The sequence below is a fragment of the Fructilactobacillus sp. X8R2C1 genome (assembly GCF_059900955.1).
The window spans coordinates 99,193-117,689 of sequence record NZ_JBWXVI010000004.1; the positions used below are offsets into that span (position 1 = coordinate 99,193).

General features: G+C 43.6%; 16 protein-coding genes and 1 tRNA gene. 16 read left to right on the forward strand and 1 reads right to left on the reverse strand.

Features of this window, described 5'->3' with window-relative positions:
* The first annotated feature begins 10 nt into the window (after positions 1-10).
* The 12 genes from gyrB (at position 11) to AC6UD6_RS05440 (ending at position 13,293) form a co-directional block, all read left to right on the forward strand.
* Positions 11-1,960 carry a DNA topoisomerase (ATP-hydrolyzing) subunit B gene (gene gyrB / locus AC6UD6_RS05385; RefSeq protein WP_500694202.1) on the forward strand — a complete coding sequence of 650 codons (1,950 nt, stop codon included), beginning with the start codon at positions 11-13 and terminating at the stop codon, positions 1,958-1,960.
* Positions 1,961-2,083: 123 nt separating this feature from the next.
* Positions 2,084-4,525 (forward strand): DNA gyrase subunit A, encoded by a 2,442-nt coding sequence (gyrA, locus tag AC6UD6_RS05390; protein ID WP_500696012.1) that lies wholly within the window; start codon positions 2,084-2,086, stop codon positions 4,523-4,525.
* Positions 4,526-4,710: 185 nt separating this feature from the next.
* A complete protein-coding gene (locus AC6UD6_RS05395) occupies positions 4,711-5,682 on the forward strand; it encodes a GMP reductase (protein WP_500695949.1) in 972 nt (323 codons plus the stop codon).
* Positions 5,683-5,865: 183 nt separating this feature from the next.
* Positions 5,866-6,165 carry a 30S ribosomal protein S6 gene (gene rpsF / locus AC6UD6_RS05400; protein ID WP_500694200.1) on the forward strand — a complete coding sequence of 100 codons (300 nt, stop codon included), beginning with the start codon at positions 5,866-5,868 and terminating at the stop codon, positions 6,163-6,165.
* Positions 6,166-6,189: 24 nt separating this feature from the next.
* Positions 6,190-6,699 carry a single-stranded DNA-binding protein gene (gene ssb / locus AC6UD6_RS05405; protein ID WP_500695950.1) on the forward strand — a complete coding sequence of 170 codons (510 nt, stop codon included), beginning with the start codon at positions 6,190-6,192 and terminating at the stop codon, positions 6,697-6,699.
* Between the two features lie 38 nt (positions 6,700-6,737).
* Positions 6,738-6,974, forward strand: coding sequence for a 30S ribosomal protein S18 (rpsR, locus tag AC6UD6_RS05410; protein WP_010022194.1), 237 nt, complete (start codon positions 6,738-6,740; stop codon positions 6,972-6,974).
* A 110-nt stretch (positions 6,975-7,084) separates the two neighbouring features.
* Entirely contained in the window at positions 7,085-9,106 is a 2,022-nt protein-coding gene (locus AC6UD6_RS05415; protein ID WP_500695951.1) for a DHH family phosphoesterase, read from the forward strand.
* Positions 9,107-9,157: 51 nt separating this feature from the next.
* Complete coding sequence (gene rplI / locus AC6UD6_RS05420) at positions 9,158-9,610, forward strand: 50S ribosomal protein L9 (protein WP_500694197.1); 453 nt, start codon at positions 9,158-9,160, stop codon at positions 9,608-9,610.
* 30 nt (positions 9,611-9,640) lie between these two features.
* The gene (dnaB, locus tag AC6UD6_RS05425; protein WP_500695952.1) at positions 9,641-11,041 is read left to right on the forward strand and encodes a replicative DNA helicase; all 1,401 of its coding nucleotides are present in this window, start codon (positions 9,641-9,643) and stop codon (positions 11,039-11,041) included.
* 62 nt (positions 11,042-11,103) lie between these two features.
* Positions 11,104-12,432, forward strand: a complete 1,329-nt coding sequence (locus tag AC6UD6_RS05430) for an MFS transporter (RefSeq protein ID WP_500695953.1) — start codon at positions 11,104-11,106, stop codon at positions 12,430-12,432.
* A 14-nt stretch (positions 12,433-12,446) separates the two neighbouring features.
* Entirely contained in the window at positions 12,447-13,058 is a 612-nt protein-coding gene (locus tag AC6UD6_RS05435) for a hypothetical protein (protein ID WP_500695954.1), read from the forward strand.
* A 67-nt stretch (positions 13,059-13,125) separates the two neighbouring features.
* Positions 13,126-13,293, forward strand: a complete 168-nt coding sequence (locus AC6UD6_RS05440; protein WP_500695955.1) for a hypothetical protein — start codon at positions 13,126-13,128, stop codon at positions 13,291-13,293.
* A 104-nt stretch (positions 13,294-13,397) separates the two neighbouring features.
* Here AC6UD6_RS05440 and AC6UD6_RS05445 read toward each other — a convergent pair.
* A tRNA-Lys gene (locus tag AC6UD6_RS05445) sits at positions 13,398-13,470 on the reverse strand.
* 253 nt (positions 13,471-13,723) lie between these two features.
* Between AC6UD6_RS05445 and yycF the strand changes: the two genes are divergently transcribed.
* From yycF to AC6UD6_RS05465, 4 genes are read left to right on the forward strand one after another with little or no spacing between them, the layout of a single operon-like run.
* Entirely contained in the window at positions 13,724-14,437 is a 714-nt protein-coding gene (gene yycF, locus AC6UD6_RS05450) for a response regulator YycF (RefSeq protein WP_039143559.1), read from the forward strand.
* Positions 14,438-14,469: 32 nt separating this feature from the next.
* Positions 14,470-16,329 (forward strand): cell wall metabolism sensor histidine kinase WalK, encoded by a 1,860-nt coding sequence (gene walK / locus AC6UD6_RS05455; RefSeq protein ID WP_500694192.1) that lies wholly within the window; start codon positions 14,470-14,472, stop codon positions 16,327-16,329.
* On the forward strand, positions 16,313-17,623 hold the full coding sequence (locus AC6UD6_RS05460; RefSeq protein WP_500695956.1) for a YycH family regulatory protein: 1,311 nt from the start codon (positions 16,313-16,315) through the stop codon (positions 17,621-17,623). Before walK ends, AC6UD6_RS05460 begins: the two co-directional genes overlap by 17 nt.
* Complete coding sequence (locus tag AC6UD6_RS05465) at positions 17,623-18,468, forward strand: two-component system regulatory protein YycI (protein WP_500695957.1); 846 nt, start codon at positions 17,623-17,625, stop codon at positions 18,466-18,468. Before AC6UD6_RS05460 ends, AC6UD6_RS05465 begins: the two co-directional genes overlap by 1 nt.
* Positions 18,469-18,497: the final 29 nt, after the last annotated feature.

Here is an 18,497-nt window from a genome sequence, read left to right on the forward strand (position 1 = left end):
AGGAATTGTAGTGACTGATCAAGAAAAAGAAGCAAAAAGAGAACGGGCAGGGGAGTACGACGCTAGTCAAATCCAAGTCCTAAAGGGACTAGAAGCGGTCAGAAAGCGTCCCGGAATGTACATTGGAGCCACTAACGAACAGGGACTCCATCACTTAGTTTGGGAAATTATCGATAACGGAATTGACGAAGCGTTGGCGGGTTTTGCTGACGAAATCAACGTTACCGTGGAAAAGGATAACAGTATTACGGTCGTTGATAACGGTCGTGGGATTCCCGTCGACACCCAAAAAGATACCGGTAAATCGGCACTAGAGACCGTCTTCACTATCCTTCACGCTGGTGGTAAATTCGGCGGTGGCGGATACAAAGTGTCCGGTGGACTTCACGGAGTTGGAGCCTCAGTGGTAAACGCCTTGTCAAAGGAACTGGACGTTGTTGTTACTAAAGGTGGCAAGCGGTACTACATGGACTTTGAAAGGGGTCACGTCAAGACGCCAATGAAGGTCATTGGGGACGCACCCAGGGATGCTCACGGAACTAAGGTTCACTTTGTTCCCGATCCAGACATCTTTACCGAGACCACGACCTTTAACATGAAGACTTTAACCACTCGTGTCAGAGAACTGGCCTTTTTAAACAAGGGGTTAAGAATCACAATTAGAGACGATCGTCCCGAAAAACCCGTGGAACACGATTTCTTCTACGAAGGTGGAATTCGGCACTACGTTGAATTCCTCGATCGGGGTCGCACTCCAATCTTCAAGGATCCCATCTACATTGAGGGTCAGGAAAATGGCATCACGGTCGAAGTTTCAATTCAGTACACTAACGATTACCACAGCACCCTTTTGACGTTTACTAATAACATCAATACCTATGAGGGTGGAACCCACGAAGAAGGGTTCAAGCAGGCTTTAACCCGAATTATCAATAACTACGGGAGAAACAACAATTTAATTAAGGATAGCGAACCGAACCTTTCTGGTGACGATGTGCGAGAAGGAATGACCGCGGTCGTTTCGGTTAAGCATCCCGATCCTCAATTTGAGGGTCAGACCAAGACCAAACTTGGTAACTCTGATGCGAGAACCGCTACGAACCACATTTTCGGTCAGGAATTTTCCAAGTTCATGATGGAACATCCTCAGATCGCGGAACAAATTGTTGAAAAGGGTTCTGTGGCCTCTAAAGCGCGAGCCGCAGCGAAAAGAGCTCGTGAAGTAACCAGAAAACGAAGCGGACTTGAAATCAACAGTTTACCCGGGAAGTTAGCTAATAATACTAGTAAGGATCCGAAGGTTTCCGAATTGTTCATTGTCGAAGGTGACTCGGCCGGGGGTTCCGCCAAACAGGGTCGTTCTAGACTGACGCAGGCCATCCTGCCAATTCGTGGCAAGATTTTAAACGTTGAAAAGGCCACGATGGAAAAAATTCTGGCTAACGAAGAAATTCGTTCTTTGTTTACCGCGATGGGGACTGGTTTTGGCAGTGACTTCGACATTAGTAAGGTTAACTACCACAAGTTAATCATCATGACCGATGCCGATGTTGATGGTGCCCACATTCAGATTTTGCTTCTAACCTTAATTTATAACTACATGCGTCCAATGATTGATGCTGGATACGTCTACATTGCCCAGCCACCGTTGTACCGAGTTCGTCAGGGAAACAAATTCCAACGATACGTTGATTCTGATGAGGAACTTCAGGAGTTGTTAGCTCAACTTCCGGCTTCACCAAAACCACAAATTCAACGATACAAAGGTTTAGGCGAAATGGATGCCTCGCAGTTGTGGGACACCACCATGAATCCAGATCATCGTCGGCTTCTAAGAGTTACTTCTGATGATGCTTCGGCTGCTCAAGAAGCCTTCACCATGTTAATGGGTGAAAAGGTAGCTCCAAGACGGAAGTTTATTGAAGACAACGCAACCTTTGTTGAAAATCTGGATGTATAAATTGTTTCACGTGAAACAATTAGGTTAATTGACTGATTTAACAAGGAATGGAGGCAAAATCTCTTGGCAAATGAAGAAAATAATAAACCAAGTCGAGTTCAAAACATTGAATTATCGAAGAAGATGAGATCATCATTCTTGGATTATGCAATGAGTGTGATTGTGTCCCGTGCGCTTCCTGATGTTCGTGACGGTTTGAAACCGGTTCATCGTCGAATTCTGTACGATATGCACGAATTGGGAGTTACACCGGATAAGCCTTACAAGAAATCCGCACGAATTGTTGGGGATGTTCTAGGGAAATTCCATCCTCACGGTGACAGTTCCGTGTATGAGGCCATGGTTCGAATGGCTCAGGAATTTAGTTATCGTTACATGTTAGTTGACGGGCACGGAAACTTTGGCTCCGTCGATGGTGATGGTGCCGCTGCCATGCGTTACACCGAGGTGCGACTCTCCAAGATTGCGATGGAAATGTTGCGAGACATCAACAAGGACACCGTTGATTTTCAGCCTAACTACGATGGCACCGAACGTGAGCCGGTGGTCTTACCGGCCAGAATTCCGAACCTCCTTTTAAACGGAGCTTCTGGGATTGCGGTTGGAATGGCTACTAACATTCCACCTCACAATTTAAGCGAAGTAATTAGTGCAATTCACATTTTGATGAGAAATCCAGACGCTACCACCAATGATTTGATGGAAGCTCTTCCTGGACCTGATTTCCCCACTGGGGGAGTGGTTATGGGTAAGTCTGGAATCAGAAAGGCCTACGAAACGGGTCGTGGTAGTATCATCGTTCGGGCTAAGGTTGACATTGAGGAACAAAAAAACGGCAAACAGCGCATTATTGCGACTGAATTGCCGTACATGGTCAACAAGGCCAAGTTAATCGAACGGATTGCTGAACTAGTAAGGGACAAACGAATTGAGGGCATTACCGCCATTAACGATGAGTCCGATAAGGACGGAATGCGGGTTGTGATTGATGTAAAACGGGATGCTTCAGCCGAAGTTATCTTGAACAATCTTTACAAGTTAACCCTGATGCAAACCTCCTTTAGTTTCAACATGCTAGCCATCGTTGATGGTGCGCCGAAAGTTTTGAGTCTGAAACAAATTTTGCAGTACTACCTGGAGTATCAGGTGGAAGTTATTACCAGAAGAACGAAGTTTGACTTACGTAAGGCTCAAGCTCGCGCTCACATTCTGGAAGGTTTACTGGTTGCTCTTGACAACATTGACGCCGTCATCAAGATTATTCGTAATTCCGCGACCGGCGATATCGCCAAAAACGAATTGATTAGTAATTTTGATTTAGACGATAAGCAAGCCCAGGCCATCTTAGACATGCGGCTGGTTCGATTAACCGGACTGGAACGTGGCAAGATTACCGACGAACACAATAAATTACTGGCTAACATTAAAGATTACAAGGACATTTTAAACAGTCGGGATCGGATCAACGGCATTATTTACGATGAACTCCTTGAGATTCAGAAAAAGTTTGGTGACAAACGGCGGACCGAATTACTGGTTGGTGAAATTACCAGTATTGAGGACGAAGACCTAATCGAAGAGGAAAACGTCGTAATTACATTGACCCACAACGGTTACATTAAACGGTTACCAACTGACGAGTTCAAGGCCCAAAATCGTGGAGGTCGTGGAATTCAAGGAATGGGCGTTAATAAGGACGATTTCATTGAACATCTCCTGTCAACGGCCACCCATGATCGACTCCTGTTCTTCACGAACGCTGGTAAAGTTTATAGTATGAAAGCTTATGAAGTCCCAGAGTACGGACGATCCGCGAAGGGAATTCCAATTGTTAACCTCTTAAATCTCGGTCAAAATGAGAAGATTCAAACGGTTATCAGTATTTCGTCCCAGCATAATGACGAGGACAAGTACCTGTTCTTTACAACGAAACTGGGAACGGTTAAACGAACCCCAGTCTCTGACTTCTTGAACATTCGAAAGAATGGTTTAAAGGCCATTCACTTACACGATAATGATGAAGTGATTGGCGTATCCATCGTGGATAACGGCGACAACATGATCATTGGAACCCACTTGGGCTACGCCGTTAGCTTTAGAGCTGATGACGTTCGCTCTATGGGACGTTCCGCTTCAGGAGTTAGAGGAGTTCGACTCAGACCAAACGACTATGTGGTTGGAGCGGCCATCTTGACACCTGACAGTGACGTGTTTGTCATTTCTGAAAATGGATACGGGAAACGCACGAAAGCTTCTGACTACCCGATCAAGGGTCGTGGCGGTAAGGGAATCAAGACGTCAAACGTTACCAAGAAGAATGGTCCCCTAGTCGGATTGAGTACCGTAACGGGTGATGAAGACATCATGTTAATCACTAACATGGGTGTTATGATTCGGTTTGCTGTTTCCAACGTTTCTGAAACCGGACGTGCCACCCTTGGAGTTCACTTAATCAGAGTCGACGATAATGCCAAAGTTGCTACGATGGCAGTCGTTGCAAAGGATGAAGAGAATGAATCAAAGGTCAATGAACCAGCTTCATCTACTGATCAATCCGAAGAATAATGCTTTAAAATAACACTACGTTAACGGTAGTGCTATTTTTTTCCTAAATTTATGGTTAACATTCGTAAATTGGCACTTTCATATTGATTAAATGGTGCAATTCGATTATGATATTGGTTGTGTTTGAAACATTTAAACTAAATTTGACAAAATAGTTCGTAAAATAATCAAGGAGAGTTATGAAGATGGACGTGTTTGATTACGAAGATATTCAACTGATTCCGAATAAGTGTGTGGTCAATTCTAGAAGTGAGTGTGATACTTCCGTGGAATTTGGTGGCCGTAAGTTCAAGATCCCGGTCGTACCCGCCAACATGCAGACGGTCATTAATGCTGATTTAGCCGAAAGCCTTGCAAAAAACGGTTATTTTTACGTCATGCACCGTTTTCAACCAGAAAAACGCCTTGATTTTGTTAAAAAGATGCACGCTGACGGGGTCTTTGCCTCTATCAGCATTGGAGTCAAGCCTGGCGAGTATGATTTCATTAAGGAGTTGGTCAAAGCCAACCAGCTTCCTGAATACGTTACGATTGACATTGCTCACGGATACTCGGATTCGGTCATCAATATGATTAAATTCGTCAAAGAACAGATGCCTGATACCTTCCTGATTGCTGGAAACGTTGGAACGCCAGAAGCCGTGCGGGCACTTGAAAATGCCGGAGCGGACGCTACCAAGGTTGGAATTGGACCCGGGAAAGCCTGCATTACCAAGATTAAGACCGGCTTTGGAACGGGAGGATGGCAACTAGCTGCCATTCGTTACTGTGCGAAAGGTGCCAGAAAGCCGATCATCGCTGACGGTGGGATTCGGACTGATGGTGATATCGCCAAATCAATTCGCTTTGGTGCTACAATGTGCATGATTGGATCGATGTTTGCGGGCCACGAAGAGTCACCCGGCAAAAAAGTTGAAAAAGACGGCAAAGAGTACAAAGAATACTTTGGTTCCGCATCGCAATTTCAAAAGGGTGCTTACAAAAACGTCGAAGGGAAGAAGCTGTTGGTTCCGTTTAAGGGCAGTATCTACGACACTTTAAGAGAAATGCAGGAAGATTTGCAGTCATCAATTTCTTATGCTGGTGGAAAAGACATTGATGCCATTAGAAAAGTTGATTACGTGGTCGTAAAAAATTCAATTTATAATGGTGATTAAAAAAAGATTTAAAAAAAGCTTCGTATTTAATCATGTATCGCAAGTCAACGTCTCGAATGTCCTGTTGAAGTAAAAAACAATCAATGATATAATCAGTCGTTGTGAGTTTAATTAGATTTTTAATTAACTCCCCTTGCTCTTCAAATTACTGGAGAGCCGACAGTCCACAAGGAGGTGTAATTCATGGAAAACAAATACGAAATTACTTACATCATCAGACCAGATATCGACGATGCTGCCAAGACTGACTTGGTAAACCGCTTCGATAAGATCTTGACTGATAACGGTGCAAACGTAATCGATTCAAAAGACTGGCAAAAACGTCGTCTTGCTTACGAAATCGGCGGTTACAATGAAGGTACTTACCACATTGTTAACGTTGAAGAAGGCGACAACGACCAAGGTCTAGACGAGTTTGACCGTCTTGCTAAGTTTAACAAAGACATCTTACGTCATATGATCGTAAGAAGAGACGACAAATAATTAGAATGAAAGGAGTTTTTCAGTATGATTAATACAGTAGTTCTTACTGGACGCTTAACACGAGACGTTGATTTGCGATACACCCAAAACGGCGCAGCAGTGGGTACTTTTACGCTAGCTGTTGACCGTCGTTTCACTAACTCAAATGGTGATCGGGAAGCTGACTTCGTCAACTGTGTCATTTGGCGCAAATCAGCTGAAAACTTTGCCAACTTCGTGCATAAGGGTTCCCTGGTTGGAATTGAAGGTCGAATTCAGACCCGAAATTACGAAAACAAGCAGGGTCAACGGATTTATGTTACCGAAGTAGTCGTTGAGAACTTCACTCTCCTTGAACCACGTTCACAGAACGGAAATGGTCAGGGTCAAGTTAACAACGGTGGCAATCACGCTCCTAGCGAAAATCCATTTGGAACTCCAAAGACGAGTGGTCAGGCCACTCCTAACAATAGTAAAGGTAACGACAATTCGAAGGATCCGTTTGCTAACTCTGGAGACCAGATTGATATTTCCGATGACGATCTTCCATTTTAATGGAACGATTTGATTAATGTTTTAGGAGGGAATTACACATGGCTCAACAAAGAAGAGGTGGCCATCGTCGCCGTAAGGTTGACTTTATCGCCGCTAATCACATTGAATACATTGATTACAAAGACGTTGATTTGTTAAGACGTTTCGTATCAGAACGTGGTAAGATTTTACCTCGTCGAGTTACCGGAACAAGCGCTAAAAACCAACGTAAGTTGACCATTGCGATCAAGCGTGCCCGCATCATGGGCTTAATGCCATTCGTAGTTGGTGACTAATTAAGAATTTGAGACTTAACTAATTTAGTTAGGTCTTTTTTTTATCCGATTATTGGGTTGCCTCAATGTGATAAAATAGAAGCTATAATGGAGCAAAGATGGGAGTTACTATGAAGAAATTCTTTTCACAAATGACGTTGCCGCCATTTTTAAAAAATACACGATTAAGAAAAATTACGATTTTTATTGCAATTTCATTGATTTTGGGACTAGTAATTGCCTTTCTCTACAACTTCTTTATCGGAATCGTTCTTTTACTGATTGCTTGTGTGGGACTCGTCTATACCATTAACACGATGAACCGCGTGGGTGAAGAATCCGATAAGTACATCAACGATTTGTCCTATCAAATCATGCGCGGACAACAGGAGTCACTGCTTGAGATGCCGATTGGGATCTTAATCCTTGATGACAACCACGTGGTGGAGTGGATTAATCCATATTTACAGCCATACTTTGATAGTACGGAGGTGGTCGGATATCCACTTGACCATTCTGCTCCAGACCTCTTTGACATCATTCAGGCCAACCTTGACCAGACCAAGCCAATTGAGGTTACCTGGCGCGGTCACATGTTCGACATGTTGATTCAAAGAGAGTACAACACCGTCTACATGATGGACATTACCCGCTATGCTGAGATTGAAAAGAAGTACGAAAACGGTAAAATTGCGGTCGGCCAGATTTTTCTGGATAACTTTGACGAAATTACGCAGTCAATGAGCGACCAGGACGTCTCGAACCTTAGAAACTACATCACCAACGAACTGAGCTCGTGGGCGCAGGAATACGGAATTTTTCTAAAGCGAATTGATGCCGATCATTACTTTATTCTGTTGTACGTTTCCGCGTTGAATCAAATTGAGGCGGATAAATTTAAGATTTTAGACGTGATTCGAGAAGATACCTCGAAACAGAACCTTCCTTTGACCCTTAGTATCGGGATTTCATACGATGATAATAACCTGAACAACTTAGCCGACCAGGCTCAGAGTAACCTTGATTTAGCCCTCGGTCGTGGTGGAGATCAGGTCGTCGTTAAGGCTAAGGACAAAGAAGCCCGCTACTATGGTGGAAAGACGAACCCAATGGAGAAACGAACTCGGGTCCGGGCGCGGATGATTTCCCACGCTTTACAAGAGTTAATGAAAGAATCGGATCAGATCTTCGTTCAGGGTCATGCTCAACCTGACATGGACGCGATGGGAGCCGCCATGGGAATTAGACGGATTGCCCAGATGAACGGGAAGCAGTGTTGGATTGTGATGGATGACGAAGAACCGCACTCAGACATCAAGCGGTTATTAAACGCGATTGATGATTATCCAGACATTAAAGAGTCAATTATTACTCCAGATAAGGCGTTGAAAAAGGCAACTGACAACAGTTTGCTGATTATGGTTGACCATTCCAAACCTGACATGGGTGTTTCTGGGGACCTTTACAAACGCTTAAAGAACCGCGTTGTCATCATCGACCATCACCGACGTGGGGAAGACTTCCCAGAGAATCCGATCCTGGTTTACATTGAACCCTACGCTTCGTCAGCCTGCGAACTGATTACCGAGATGTTTGAGTACCAGTCTCAAGACGCCGATCCAATCAATCAGTTAGAGGCGACCGCCATGCTAAGTGGGATTGTGGTTGACACCCAATCCTTTACCATTAGAACGGGAACGAGAACGTTTGATGCGGCGAGTTATCTGCGGTCAGCCGGTGCCAACGCTGACGAAATGGCCGACTTCATGAAGGAAAGTATCAATAATTACATGGCCCGAAACCACCTGATTTCCATGATGGAACAGATTGATGAGAACATGGCCCTGATTACCGCTGAAGATGATAAGGAATATGATTCGGTCATTGCCGCGCAAGCCGTTGATTCGCTACTGACGATTGACGGAGTGGAAGCCTCGTTTATCGTTTTTAAGCGGACGAACGGGAACATTGGAATCTCGGCGCGAAGTAATGGTAACATTAACGTTCAGTTGATTATGGAAGCACTTGGTGGAGGTGGCCACTTATCAGCGGGAGCTACGCAAATTCCCGACGAAAGTGTTTCAGAGGTTAAGAAGACACTGCTAGGTGCCATTGATAAAATCGTTAATAACGATGATAAAACCGACCAATAGCAGAATTAGTTTAAATCTGTTAAATTATTAGTAAACAAGGAGGGATTTAAAATGAAAGTAATCTTTTTAAGCGATGTTAAAGGCAAGGGCAACCGGGGCGATGTTAAGGACATGCCATCTGGGTATGCTAACAACTTTTTGATTAAGAAGGGCTTGGCTAAAGAAGCTACCAAGCAGGCTATCAGTGAATTAAAGGCTCAACAACACGTTGAACAGGAGCACGAGCAAGAGGAACTAGCAGATTCCAAGAAACTAAAAAAAGAACTTGAAAATGACAAAACCGTCGTTGAGTTGAAAGCCAAGGCTGGGTCTGACGGTCGCTTGTTCGGTTCTATTACCAGTAAACAGATTGCCCAGGGACTTTTGGATCAATACAACATTAAACTGGATAAACGGAAGATTGAATTAAGTGAACCAATCAAGACCATGGGATACACCGATGTTCCCGTTAAGGTTCATCCCCAGGTTTCCGCTCAAATTCGGGTTCACGTAAGCGAAAAATAGTCGTAAGTTGCAGTTAGAAAAGAGTCGATAATGAACAACGATACTTTAAATGATCATACGCCACCACAAAATATTGAGGCCGAAAAGGCCGTTTTGGGTTCCATTTTTCTGAGTACCGACGGTTTAGTTGACGCGATGGAATATCTGAATCCAGATGACTTCTATAAGCGGGCGCATCAATTAATTTTTAAGGCGATGTTGGATCTAAATGATGACGATCAGGGCATTGATGCCGTGACCGTGACCGATCTTTTGAAGCAGCGTGACCAGCTGGAAGACGTTGGTGGTGTGCCTTACATCATTGATCTGACCAACGCCGTGCCAACGGCCGCTAACTTGGTCTACTACGCTAAAATTGTAAGAAATAAGGCCGTGCTTAGGCGCTTGATTCAGACGGCTACTAACATTGCCACTCAGGGATACGAACAGTCCGAAGACGTCGAAGACCTCTTAGATAATGCCGAGCGTGACATTATGAACGTCTCTGAGGACCGTAATCAGTCGGGATTTAAGAACATCAAGGACGTTTTAAACGAATCATTTACAAAGATTGACCAACTTTCTCAAAATGGTGGCGACGACATCACGGGACTCGCGACCGGTTATCACGAGCTCGATAAGATGACGACCGGACTTCATCCCGGCGAATTGATGATTCTAGCTGCCAGACCGGCCGTTGGTAAAACCGCCTTTGCGCTAAACATTGCACAAAACGTTGGAACCAAGACCGACAAGACGGTGGCCATTTTCAGTTTGGAAATGAGTGCCGAATCGTTAGTGAACCGAATGTTGTGTGCCGAAGGTAGCATTGACGCCAATCACCTTAGAACGGGTCAGTTGACCGAAGAGGAGTGGCAAAATCTAGTCATTGCGATGGGCAGTCTTTCTAAGGCCCACATTTACATTGATGATACTCCCGGCAATAAAATGGCTGGAATTCGGGCCAACTGTCGTCGTTTGGCAAAACAAACGGGGAACTTAGGACTAATTGTGGTCGACTACCTCCAGTTAATTGAGGGTGGTAATAAAGAAAACCGGCAACAGGAAGTGTCTGAGATTTCCAGACAACTTAAAAAGCTGGCCAATGAATTACAGGTGCCAGTGATTGCGTTATCTCAGCTTTCGCGTGGGGTGGAACAGCGTCAGGACAAGCGTCCGGTGCTGTCTGATATCCGTGAATCGGGGTCAATCGAACAGGATGCTGACATTGTTGCATTCTTATACCGAGAGGATTATTATGAACACGATTCAGATGATGATGACCAAGATCCACGTTCCGATGTTGAAAATGATGATGATAACGTTGGCGAAGTTGAAGTTATTATCGAAAAGAACCGTTCGGGTCCACGTGGAACGGTTAAACTGCTCTTTATTAAATCGTATAATAAGTTTTCATCGATTTCATACGCTTCAAACGATGGTGTACAGTAAAAGGCCACTTACAGAGTAAGTGGTCTTTTTATTAAAATTAAGAATGATTGAGAGGATTTTCAATGAATAACAATGAAAAGACACAAGGGTTGCCAAAACTTACCACGGCCGCAATCTGGTTTCTATCCTTTGGAATTCTTGGAGTCCAAATGGCGTTTGGCTTAATGAATTCGCAACTGGGAAGAATTTTTCAGACCCTCGGGACTTCTCCGAGTCTTTTAGGGCTTCTGTTTATTATTCCCCCAATTGCGGGATTATTTGTCCAACCGTTAGTGGGAGCGTGGTCCGATCGAACCTGGGTGCCAAAATGGGGAAGAAGAATTCCCTACCTCATTATTGGAACCGTTGCTTCCGCCGTTACCTTGTTTCTTTTACCAAACGTTGGTGATTTTGGCTGGCCGAGCATCATTACGATCTCACTGGCCGCCGTCATCACGTTGGTTTTGATGATTGCGTTCAATATGTGTGTGCAACCCTACAAGATGTTGATTGGTGACATGGTTAATCAACGTCAGAGTGGGTTTGCTTACTCAATTCAGAGTTTTTTCTTAAACATTGGGAGTGTGTTAGCGTGTTTATCGCCGTGGGTTTTCACCGAGCTCGGGGTCAGTAACACCGCTAGTAAAGGGATGATTCCTAATTCAGTCATTTTTTCGTTCTACGTTGCGGTGATCGTTTTAATCTTCTGTACGTTTATTACCGTCATGAAGGTTGATGAGTACCCCCCTAGACAGTTTAATGATTATCATGGACTGGAGCAGAATGGCGAACTGGCCAAAAAGAGTACGTGGATGCTTTTAAAAGATGCTCCACGCGTTTTCTGGGTGGTATCCATCATCCAACTTTTTGCCTACATTGGCTTTGCCTACATGTGGATGTACGGGACGAGTATCATTGCCAAAAACGTTTTCAACACAACCAATCCGATGAGCAGTGGTTATCAGTCCGGTGGTAATTTATTTGGAATTTTATCGGCCGTTTATGCTTTATCAGCTGTTATTTTTTCACTTTTACTATCAAGAATCCCCCAAAGAAAGTACAAGTTGCTCTTTTCAATTAGTTTGGTAATTGGCGGAGTCGGCTTTTTGATGTCAGCATTCTCCCACACCGTTTTCTTGCAGGTGCTTGCGTTTATTTTGATTGGCATTGGATGGGCTGGCGTTTCGGTCTACCCGTTGACTTTTGTAACCCGTGAGATTCCAGGAAAGTACATTGGTGTGTACATGGGACTGTTTAACGTTCAAATTTGTATTCCTCAAATTGTGGCTTCACTTGCTAGTCCACTAGTTGTAATGGCAATTGGATCCATTGCTAACATCTTTGCGATTGCGGCGGTTACCATGGTTTTGGCGGCAATCTCAGTATGGATCTTAAACGACATTAAAGACTAGTTGGAGGTGAGAACGTGCAGGTAATTGATGTAGGTGGTTTTCATGGGCATCCACTGACCGTTAGTTTCGATGGGTTGAACGTCTATTTTGACTACTTAGATGTAATTAATTTATTGAAGCCCAAAATCGTTTCACTTTCAGACAGTGAACTAGTGACTGATGAAAATGGAGTTAACCAATTAACCGTGACGGGAACGTGTCGTTTTGCTTCCCTTAGTAATTATCCACGTGCTGACCGACTAATGCGCTGGATTCAGCAGCAGGTAAAACCAATCGTGTTGCGTTACGGAAATAGTTTAAAGCAGAATCAGATCACTAAATCAATTGATGACGTTTACGGTGAGTTACACGTAAGTGGGATGGAAATGACGAAACGTGAGTTTTACCAGTTCTTAAGAGCCCATCACTACACCACCAAATGGCTCAAGGGAAATAATAGCCCCAGTGACCTGAGTATTAAAAAACGGTTAATGGTACCAAAAATTGGTCATTTTAACTTGCCTCAACCATGTGGAGCGGATAAACTATACGTAAACGCGGCTTTTACCACCAAAGGTGTCCAAGTTGTAATTAATCAGTTGAAAAAATTAGATGAAGTTGCCTATCAACAGGTTTCATTGTTTTAAATGATAATTGTTCCACGTGAAACAATTGATGTAATCCCATGGTGTTCAAGGATTAGAGGTGTTAAGCGTGAAGAAGCAACATGTCCTATCGTTAATCTTGGCCTTTTTGGCGGCAATGTTTTTGATCCTCGTTCCGTTTATTGAGGATCAAAGCTTGATTTGGATTGGTCTGGCGATGGCCGGCTTTTGTGCTGTTTTAGCAATTTTAACCGAGATTTTAGCAATTAAAAAATAAAAAAGGAAGGATCCTTCGCAATTAACGAAGATGGTCTTTCCTTTTTTAGTGAAATTAATGATATAAAAAAAGATCATGGCGTTAACCATGATCATGATATGTGATGGGCAGTCAGGGGATCGAACCCTGGACCCACGGATTAAGAGTCCGTTGCTCTGCCAGCTGAGCTAACTGCCCAAATCAAAAGTACATTTATTATAATAGCATACCGCAAAACCCCATGCAACACTAATTTACAAAAAAAGGCGAAATTGCAGATACGGAAGAAATACTGAAAAGAGCTGTTATTAATTAACAACAGTTGTTGAATAACGTGAAGCGAGTAATTTGATGTGTTACAATTTAACTAGGATTGAGCGTAAAATAAGCCTTGATTCCAAACTTGATTGATATAGGGACTGCCAGCAGTTCAAAGGAGACAAATAATATTATGAAGAAAAAAATTCTAGTTGTCGATGATGAAAAACCAATTACAGACATTGAAAAATTTAGTTTAACCAAAGAGGGATTTGACGTCGACGTCGCACACGATGGGCAAGAGGCCCTTGATAAGGTTGATAGTAACACGCCTGACCTCATTATTCTTGATCTCATGTTGCCAAAGGTCGATGGCTTAGAAGTTGCCAAGGAAGTTCGAAAGACCCACAACATGCCAATTATCATGGTGACTGCCAAGGATTCTGAACTCGACAAGGTATTGGGTCTAGAGCTCGGTGCCGATGACTACGTTACTAAGCCATTTTCTAACCGTGAATTAGTGGCACGGGTCAAGGCCAACTTGAGACGGCAGAACATCACTGGTTCAGCTGGGGAGGGAAAAGACGATAATCACGATATCGAAATTGGTGACTTAGTGATTCATCCGGACTCTTACTCCGTTACTAAACGTGGGAAGGGTGTGGATCTTACCCACCGAGAATTCGAACTTCTTCATTACCTAGCCCAACACATTGGTCAAGTGATGACCAGAGAGCACTTGCTTCAGACGGTTTGGGGCTACGATTACTTCGGTGATGTTCGAACCGTCGACGTGACCGTACGTCGTTTACGAGAAAAAATTGAAGATGATTCAAGTCACCCCAAGTGGTTAGTAACCAGACGTGGGGTTGGTTATTACCTGCGGGATTCCGAAAAGGAAGAATAACCCAAATTGATTAGTTTAGAGGTATTCATGTAATGAAGAAGAAAAGACGTTGGCACTTTTTAAGGTCCATTCATTTTAAGATTGCGTTAGTTTTCGCCTTAATGATGATCATTACCTTGGAAGTAGTGGGTGCCGTTTTTGTGCGTCAACTCGAGTACCAAAATTTGAATACGTTTAAGGACTCCATCCAACTGAAGCCCTACGTTAATACATCCCTTAAAAAGCAGTTAGCCAAAAAGAACCAAACCAAGGCTAATAAGCAGATTCAGACGATCCTTGAAGACGTTGATACCAACAATTCTGATGATATTCTGGTGGTGGATTCCAGGGGGAACATTCGTGGAACCAATCAGAGTAGTGACCAATCGTTAGTGGGGCAAAAGACCACCGACAATGACATCAAGAACGCTTTAAATAACGGTAAAACCATCGAGAAAAACACCTACAGTGATGGGAACCGTTACTACACCATGATTACACCCTTGATTAACAGTCAGGGAAACGAGAACAACATGGAAGGGGTCGTCTACGTTCGGGCTAATCTGAATCCGGTTTACCAAAACATCAACAGTATCACCTTAATCTACCTGTTTGCGGCGATCGTTGCCATCATCTTGGGCTTGCTTTTAACGTTCATCATTTCTCGGGCCATTACGAAGCCAATCGACGCAATGAAGAAGCAGACGGAACAGATTGCTCGCGGAAATTATTCGGGGCACGTTAAGGTCTACGGAAATGACGAGTTGGGTCAACTAGCGAAGGCCGTCAACAACCTGTCAGTGCGGGTGGAAGAGTCTCAGGAGTCAACCGAGTCAGAGCGAAGGCGTCTGGATTCGGTCTTAGATAACATGACCGACGGTGTGGTTGCCACGGATCGTCGCGGAAACGTCATCATCATCAACGATGAGGCGCTTAGTTTTCTAGGCGTTAGTAAGCAACAGGTCATCGGTAAGTCCATCCTAGATGTATTGCATTTACGCGACCGGTTCACCCTTAAAAACTTGATTGAAGACCCAGGACAGGTCAACTTGGACTTCTCCGATCACGACCATAAGCTGATTTTATCAGCTCATTTTTCGTTGATTCAGCGTGAATCCGGCTTTATTAATGGGCTTGTTTGCGTGTTCCATGACATCACCTTGCAACAAAAGATTGATGACGATCGGAAGCAGTTTGTATCCAATGTTTCACACGAACTACGAACGCCCTTAACCAGTGTGCATTCCTACATTGAAGCCTTGCAGGACGGCGCTTGGAAGGATAAAAAGTTGGCACCCAAATTTTTGAAGGTCACTCAGGACGAGACCGACCGAATGATTCGAATGATCAACGATCTTTTGACACTGTCGCGGATGGATTCTGGAACCCAGAAGTACGATACGGAACTAGTTAACATCAATAAGCTCTTTAACTACATCTTGGATCGTTTTGACATGATCATTAAGACCGATGACGATCCGAAAAAGAAGAATTATTCCATTAAACGGGACTTTACTAAGCAGGATCTGTGGGCTGACATCGATACCGACCGTTTTACCCAGGTCATTGATAACATTATGAATAATGCGATCAAATATTCACCAGACGGTGGCGTCATTACCTGTCGGCTGTACGAACAGAACAACCGCATCATCATGAGTATTTCTGATCAGGGACTAGGAATGCCACGAAAAGCCATTAAACACATTTTCGATCGTTTCTATCGAGTCGATAAAGCTCGTTCACGGGCTCAAGGTGGAAGTGGACTTGGACTTGCAATCTCTAAGGAAATTGTGGAAGCTTTTGGCGGCCATATTTGGGTCGATAGTATTGAAGGAAAGGGTTCAACGTTCTATATCTCACTACCAAACGAACCAGTCGAGGAGGATCTTTGGGATGAAGGAGAAGCTTAAACCTTATATTTTACCGGTTTCACTGTGCATTGCCGTACTAGTCAGTTTGGTGCTCATCGTGGCGCTACTGGTTAATCCAGCTCGCTTTGGGAGTCGAATGCATCAGGATAAGTCAGCTACGCTTAAAAGCGAAGTTTCTTCGAAGAATCGTTATGATATCTATTCTCCCACCGAGGTTATTACTACCACTAGGAGTGGGAAGCAGAAGTCGCTCACAAGCGAGACCACGAGTTTGACCGGTGAAATCGTCAAAAACATTAAGACCTATCAGGTCAAGTCAATCAAAGAGGTCTCAAAGGATAATCAAAAGCGGTATATCGATACCCTTAACTCTGAAAATTCGCTGATGTTGAATTATGGTGGCGAAGTTCCAGTTAATTTGTTAAGTAAGATTTTTAATCACAAGGTGAAAAAGAATGATTTCAACGTTGATCGCATGGTCATTCCACTAAATGACAGTACCCACTTTTACCTGCTAGGCGATGACGGTTACCACGTGTACCAGGTCACCACTAAAAAGCGGAACTTAGCCAAGTTACAGAACATTCTTACTACGAAAGTTCAAAGTGTGGACGTTCAGATGCGGACGTTAAACGATCGCCCGTTTCTCTTCTACCCAAGCCAGGTCAAGATGCGTAATTACGGATATTTACTCGCAGAACAGTCCCAGACGGCTTACATTAATCGGGTATTGGGTAATACGACGGATACCAGCGTTAAGCACCGAAAGAAGAGTACGACCTACAGTAGTCGGGACCAGTCATTAAACTTTGACAATGAGGACAACGTTATTTATCAGGACTACCAGCAAAGTAAGCGGGGCCACAGCTATGAGGATGTTTTAAATTCAGCTTATCGTTACGCTAATAAACTAGGAATTCCACTGGATAATGCTCGTTTTGACAGCTATAATCCGGTTAAAAACACCGTCACCTACCGGACGTTTGTGGAGGGTTATCCCGTCTTCAATCAGAAGCGACTGGGAACGTGTTCGTTTAAGATGGGAAATGGTGGAGCCAATCGTTACGAATTTTCACTTTTAAGTTTTCAAATCCCAATTCCAACGAACGCCGAAAGTACTACCCTTCCAAGTACTGGAACAATCTTAAACCAACTATCCGCTCAGGGAATTGACATGAAGAAGGTCAGATCCATCACCCTTGGTTACCAAGTTGTTCCCGAAAAGAACAATAAGCAGTTAATCACCTTGCAGCCATCATGGTTCGTTAATTACGACGGCACCTGGATTAACTCCCAGTTGATTGGCAATGGGACCGGAAAGGAGAGTTTCTAATGAATTTTAAGCGAATTCAAGAGATCTTCTTGCTGGCTTTCATTATTTTAGACGTCTTCTTGGTCCTAATGATTGTTCAAAACCAAAACATGCAGTCCGAGAACACGAGTCAAAACAGTGCGAACTCCACCATTATCAAAGAGATGCGCAGGGATGAAATTTCCGTTGGGAAGCTCTCTAATAAGCGCTCTAACGGTTACTACATTTCCGCTTCTAATGATGGTAATCTCGCTAGTGAGATGGGTAACTTGAGAAATCAGGACGCGCGCTTTGAAAATGGAGCGGTCGTAAGTACGTTGCGGACGCCAATTGACATTGATAATCGGAACCCACATAACACGCTGGATCCACTCATGAAAAGAAAGAGTTTTGTGATTAACGGTGAGGATTATGAGTATGACCAAAACCAGTCCAATTCAAGTAAGATTGTCTACATTCAGAAGGCTTTGACGAGTAATTTGATGGACAATAATGCCAGAATCATCTTCTATTTAGATGACGACGGTAATATTAAGAGTTATACGCAAACGGCGCTTAATAACATCAAGATTTTACACGAGAGTTCTGAGACCATTTCGGAAGAACGGGCACTGATCTGGCTCTACCAGTATAATGAGATTCCCAATAACTCCAGGGTGCTTTGGACCAGAAGATCATACACTAAATTGTTAAACATTAATAATAATGGGGTCTATATCCCTACTTGGGTCATTGCCATCCAGACCCGCAACTCCAAGGACGTTTCCGTAAGGCGGATTAACGCTTTCACTGGGTCGGTCTTAAAGACCGAAAACGTTCAGGAGAACTTTAAAAATAAAATCACAAGTGGGACAGAAGATAATTAGAAAGCTGGGAATAAGTTGAGCGAAGATCC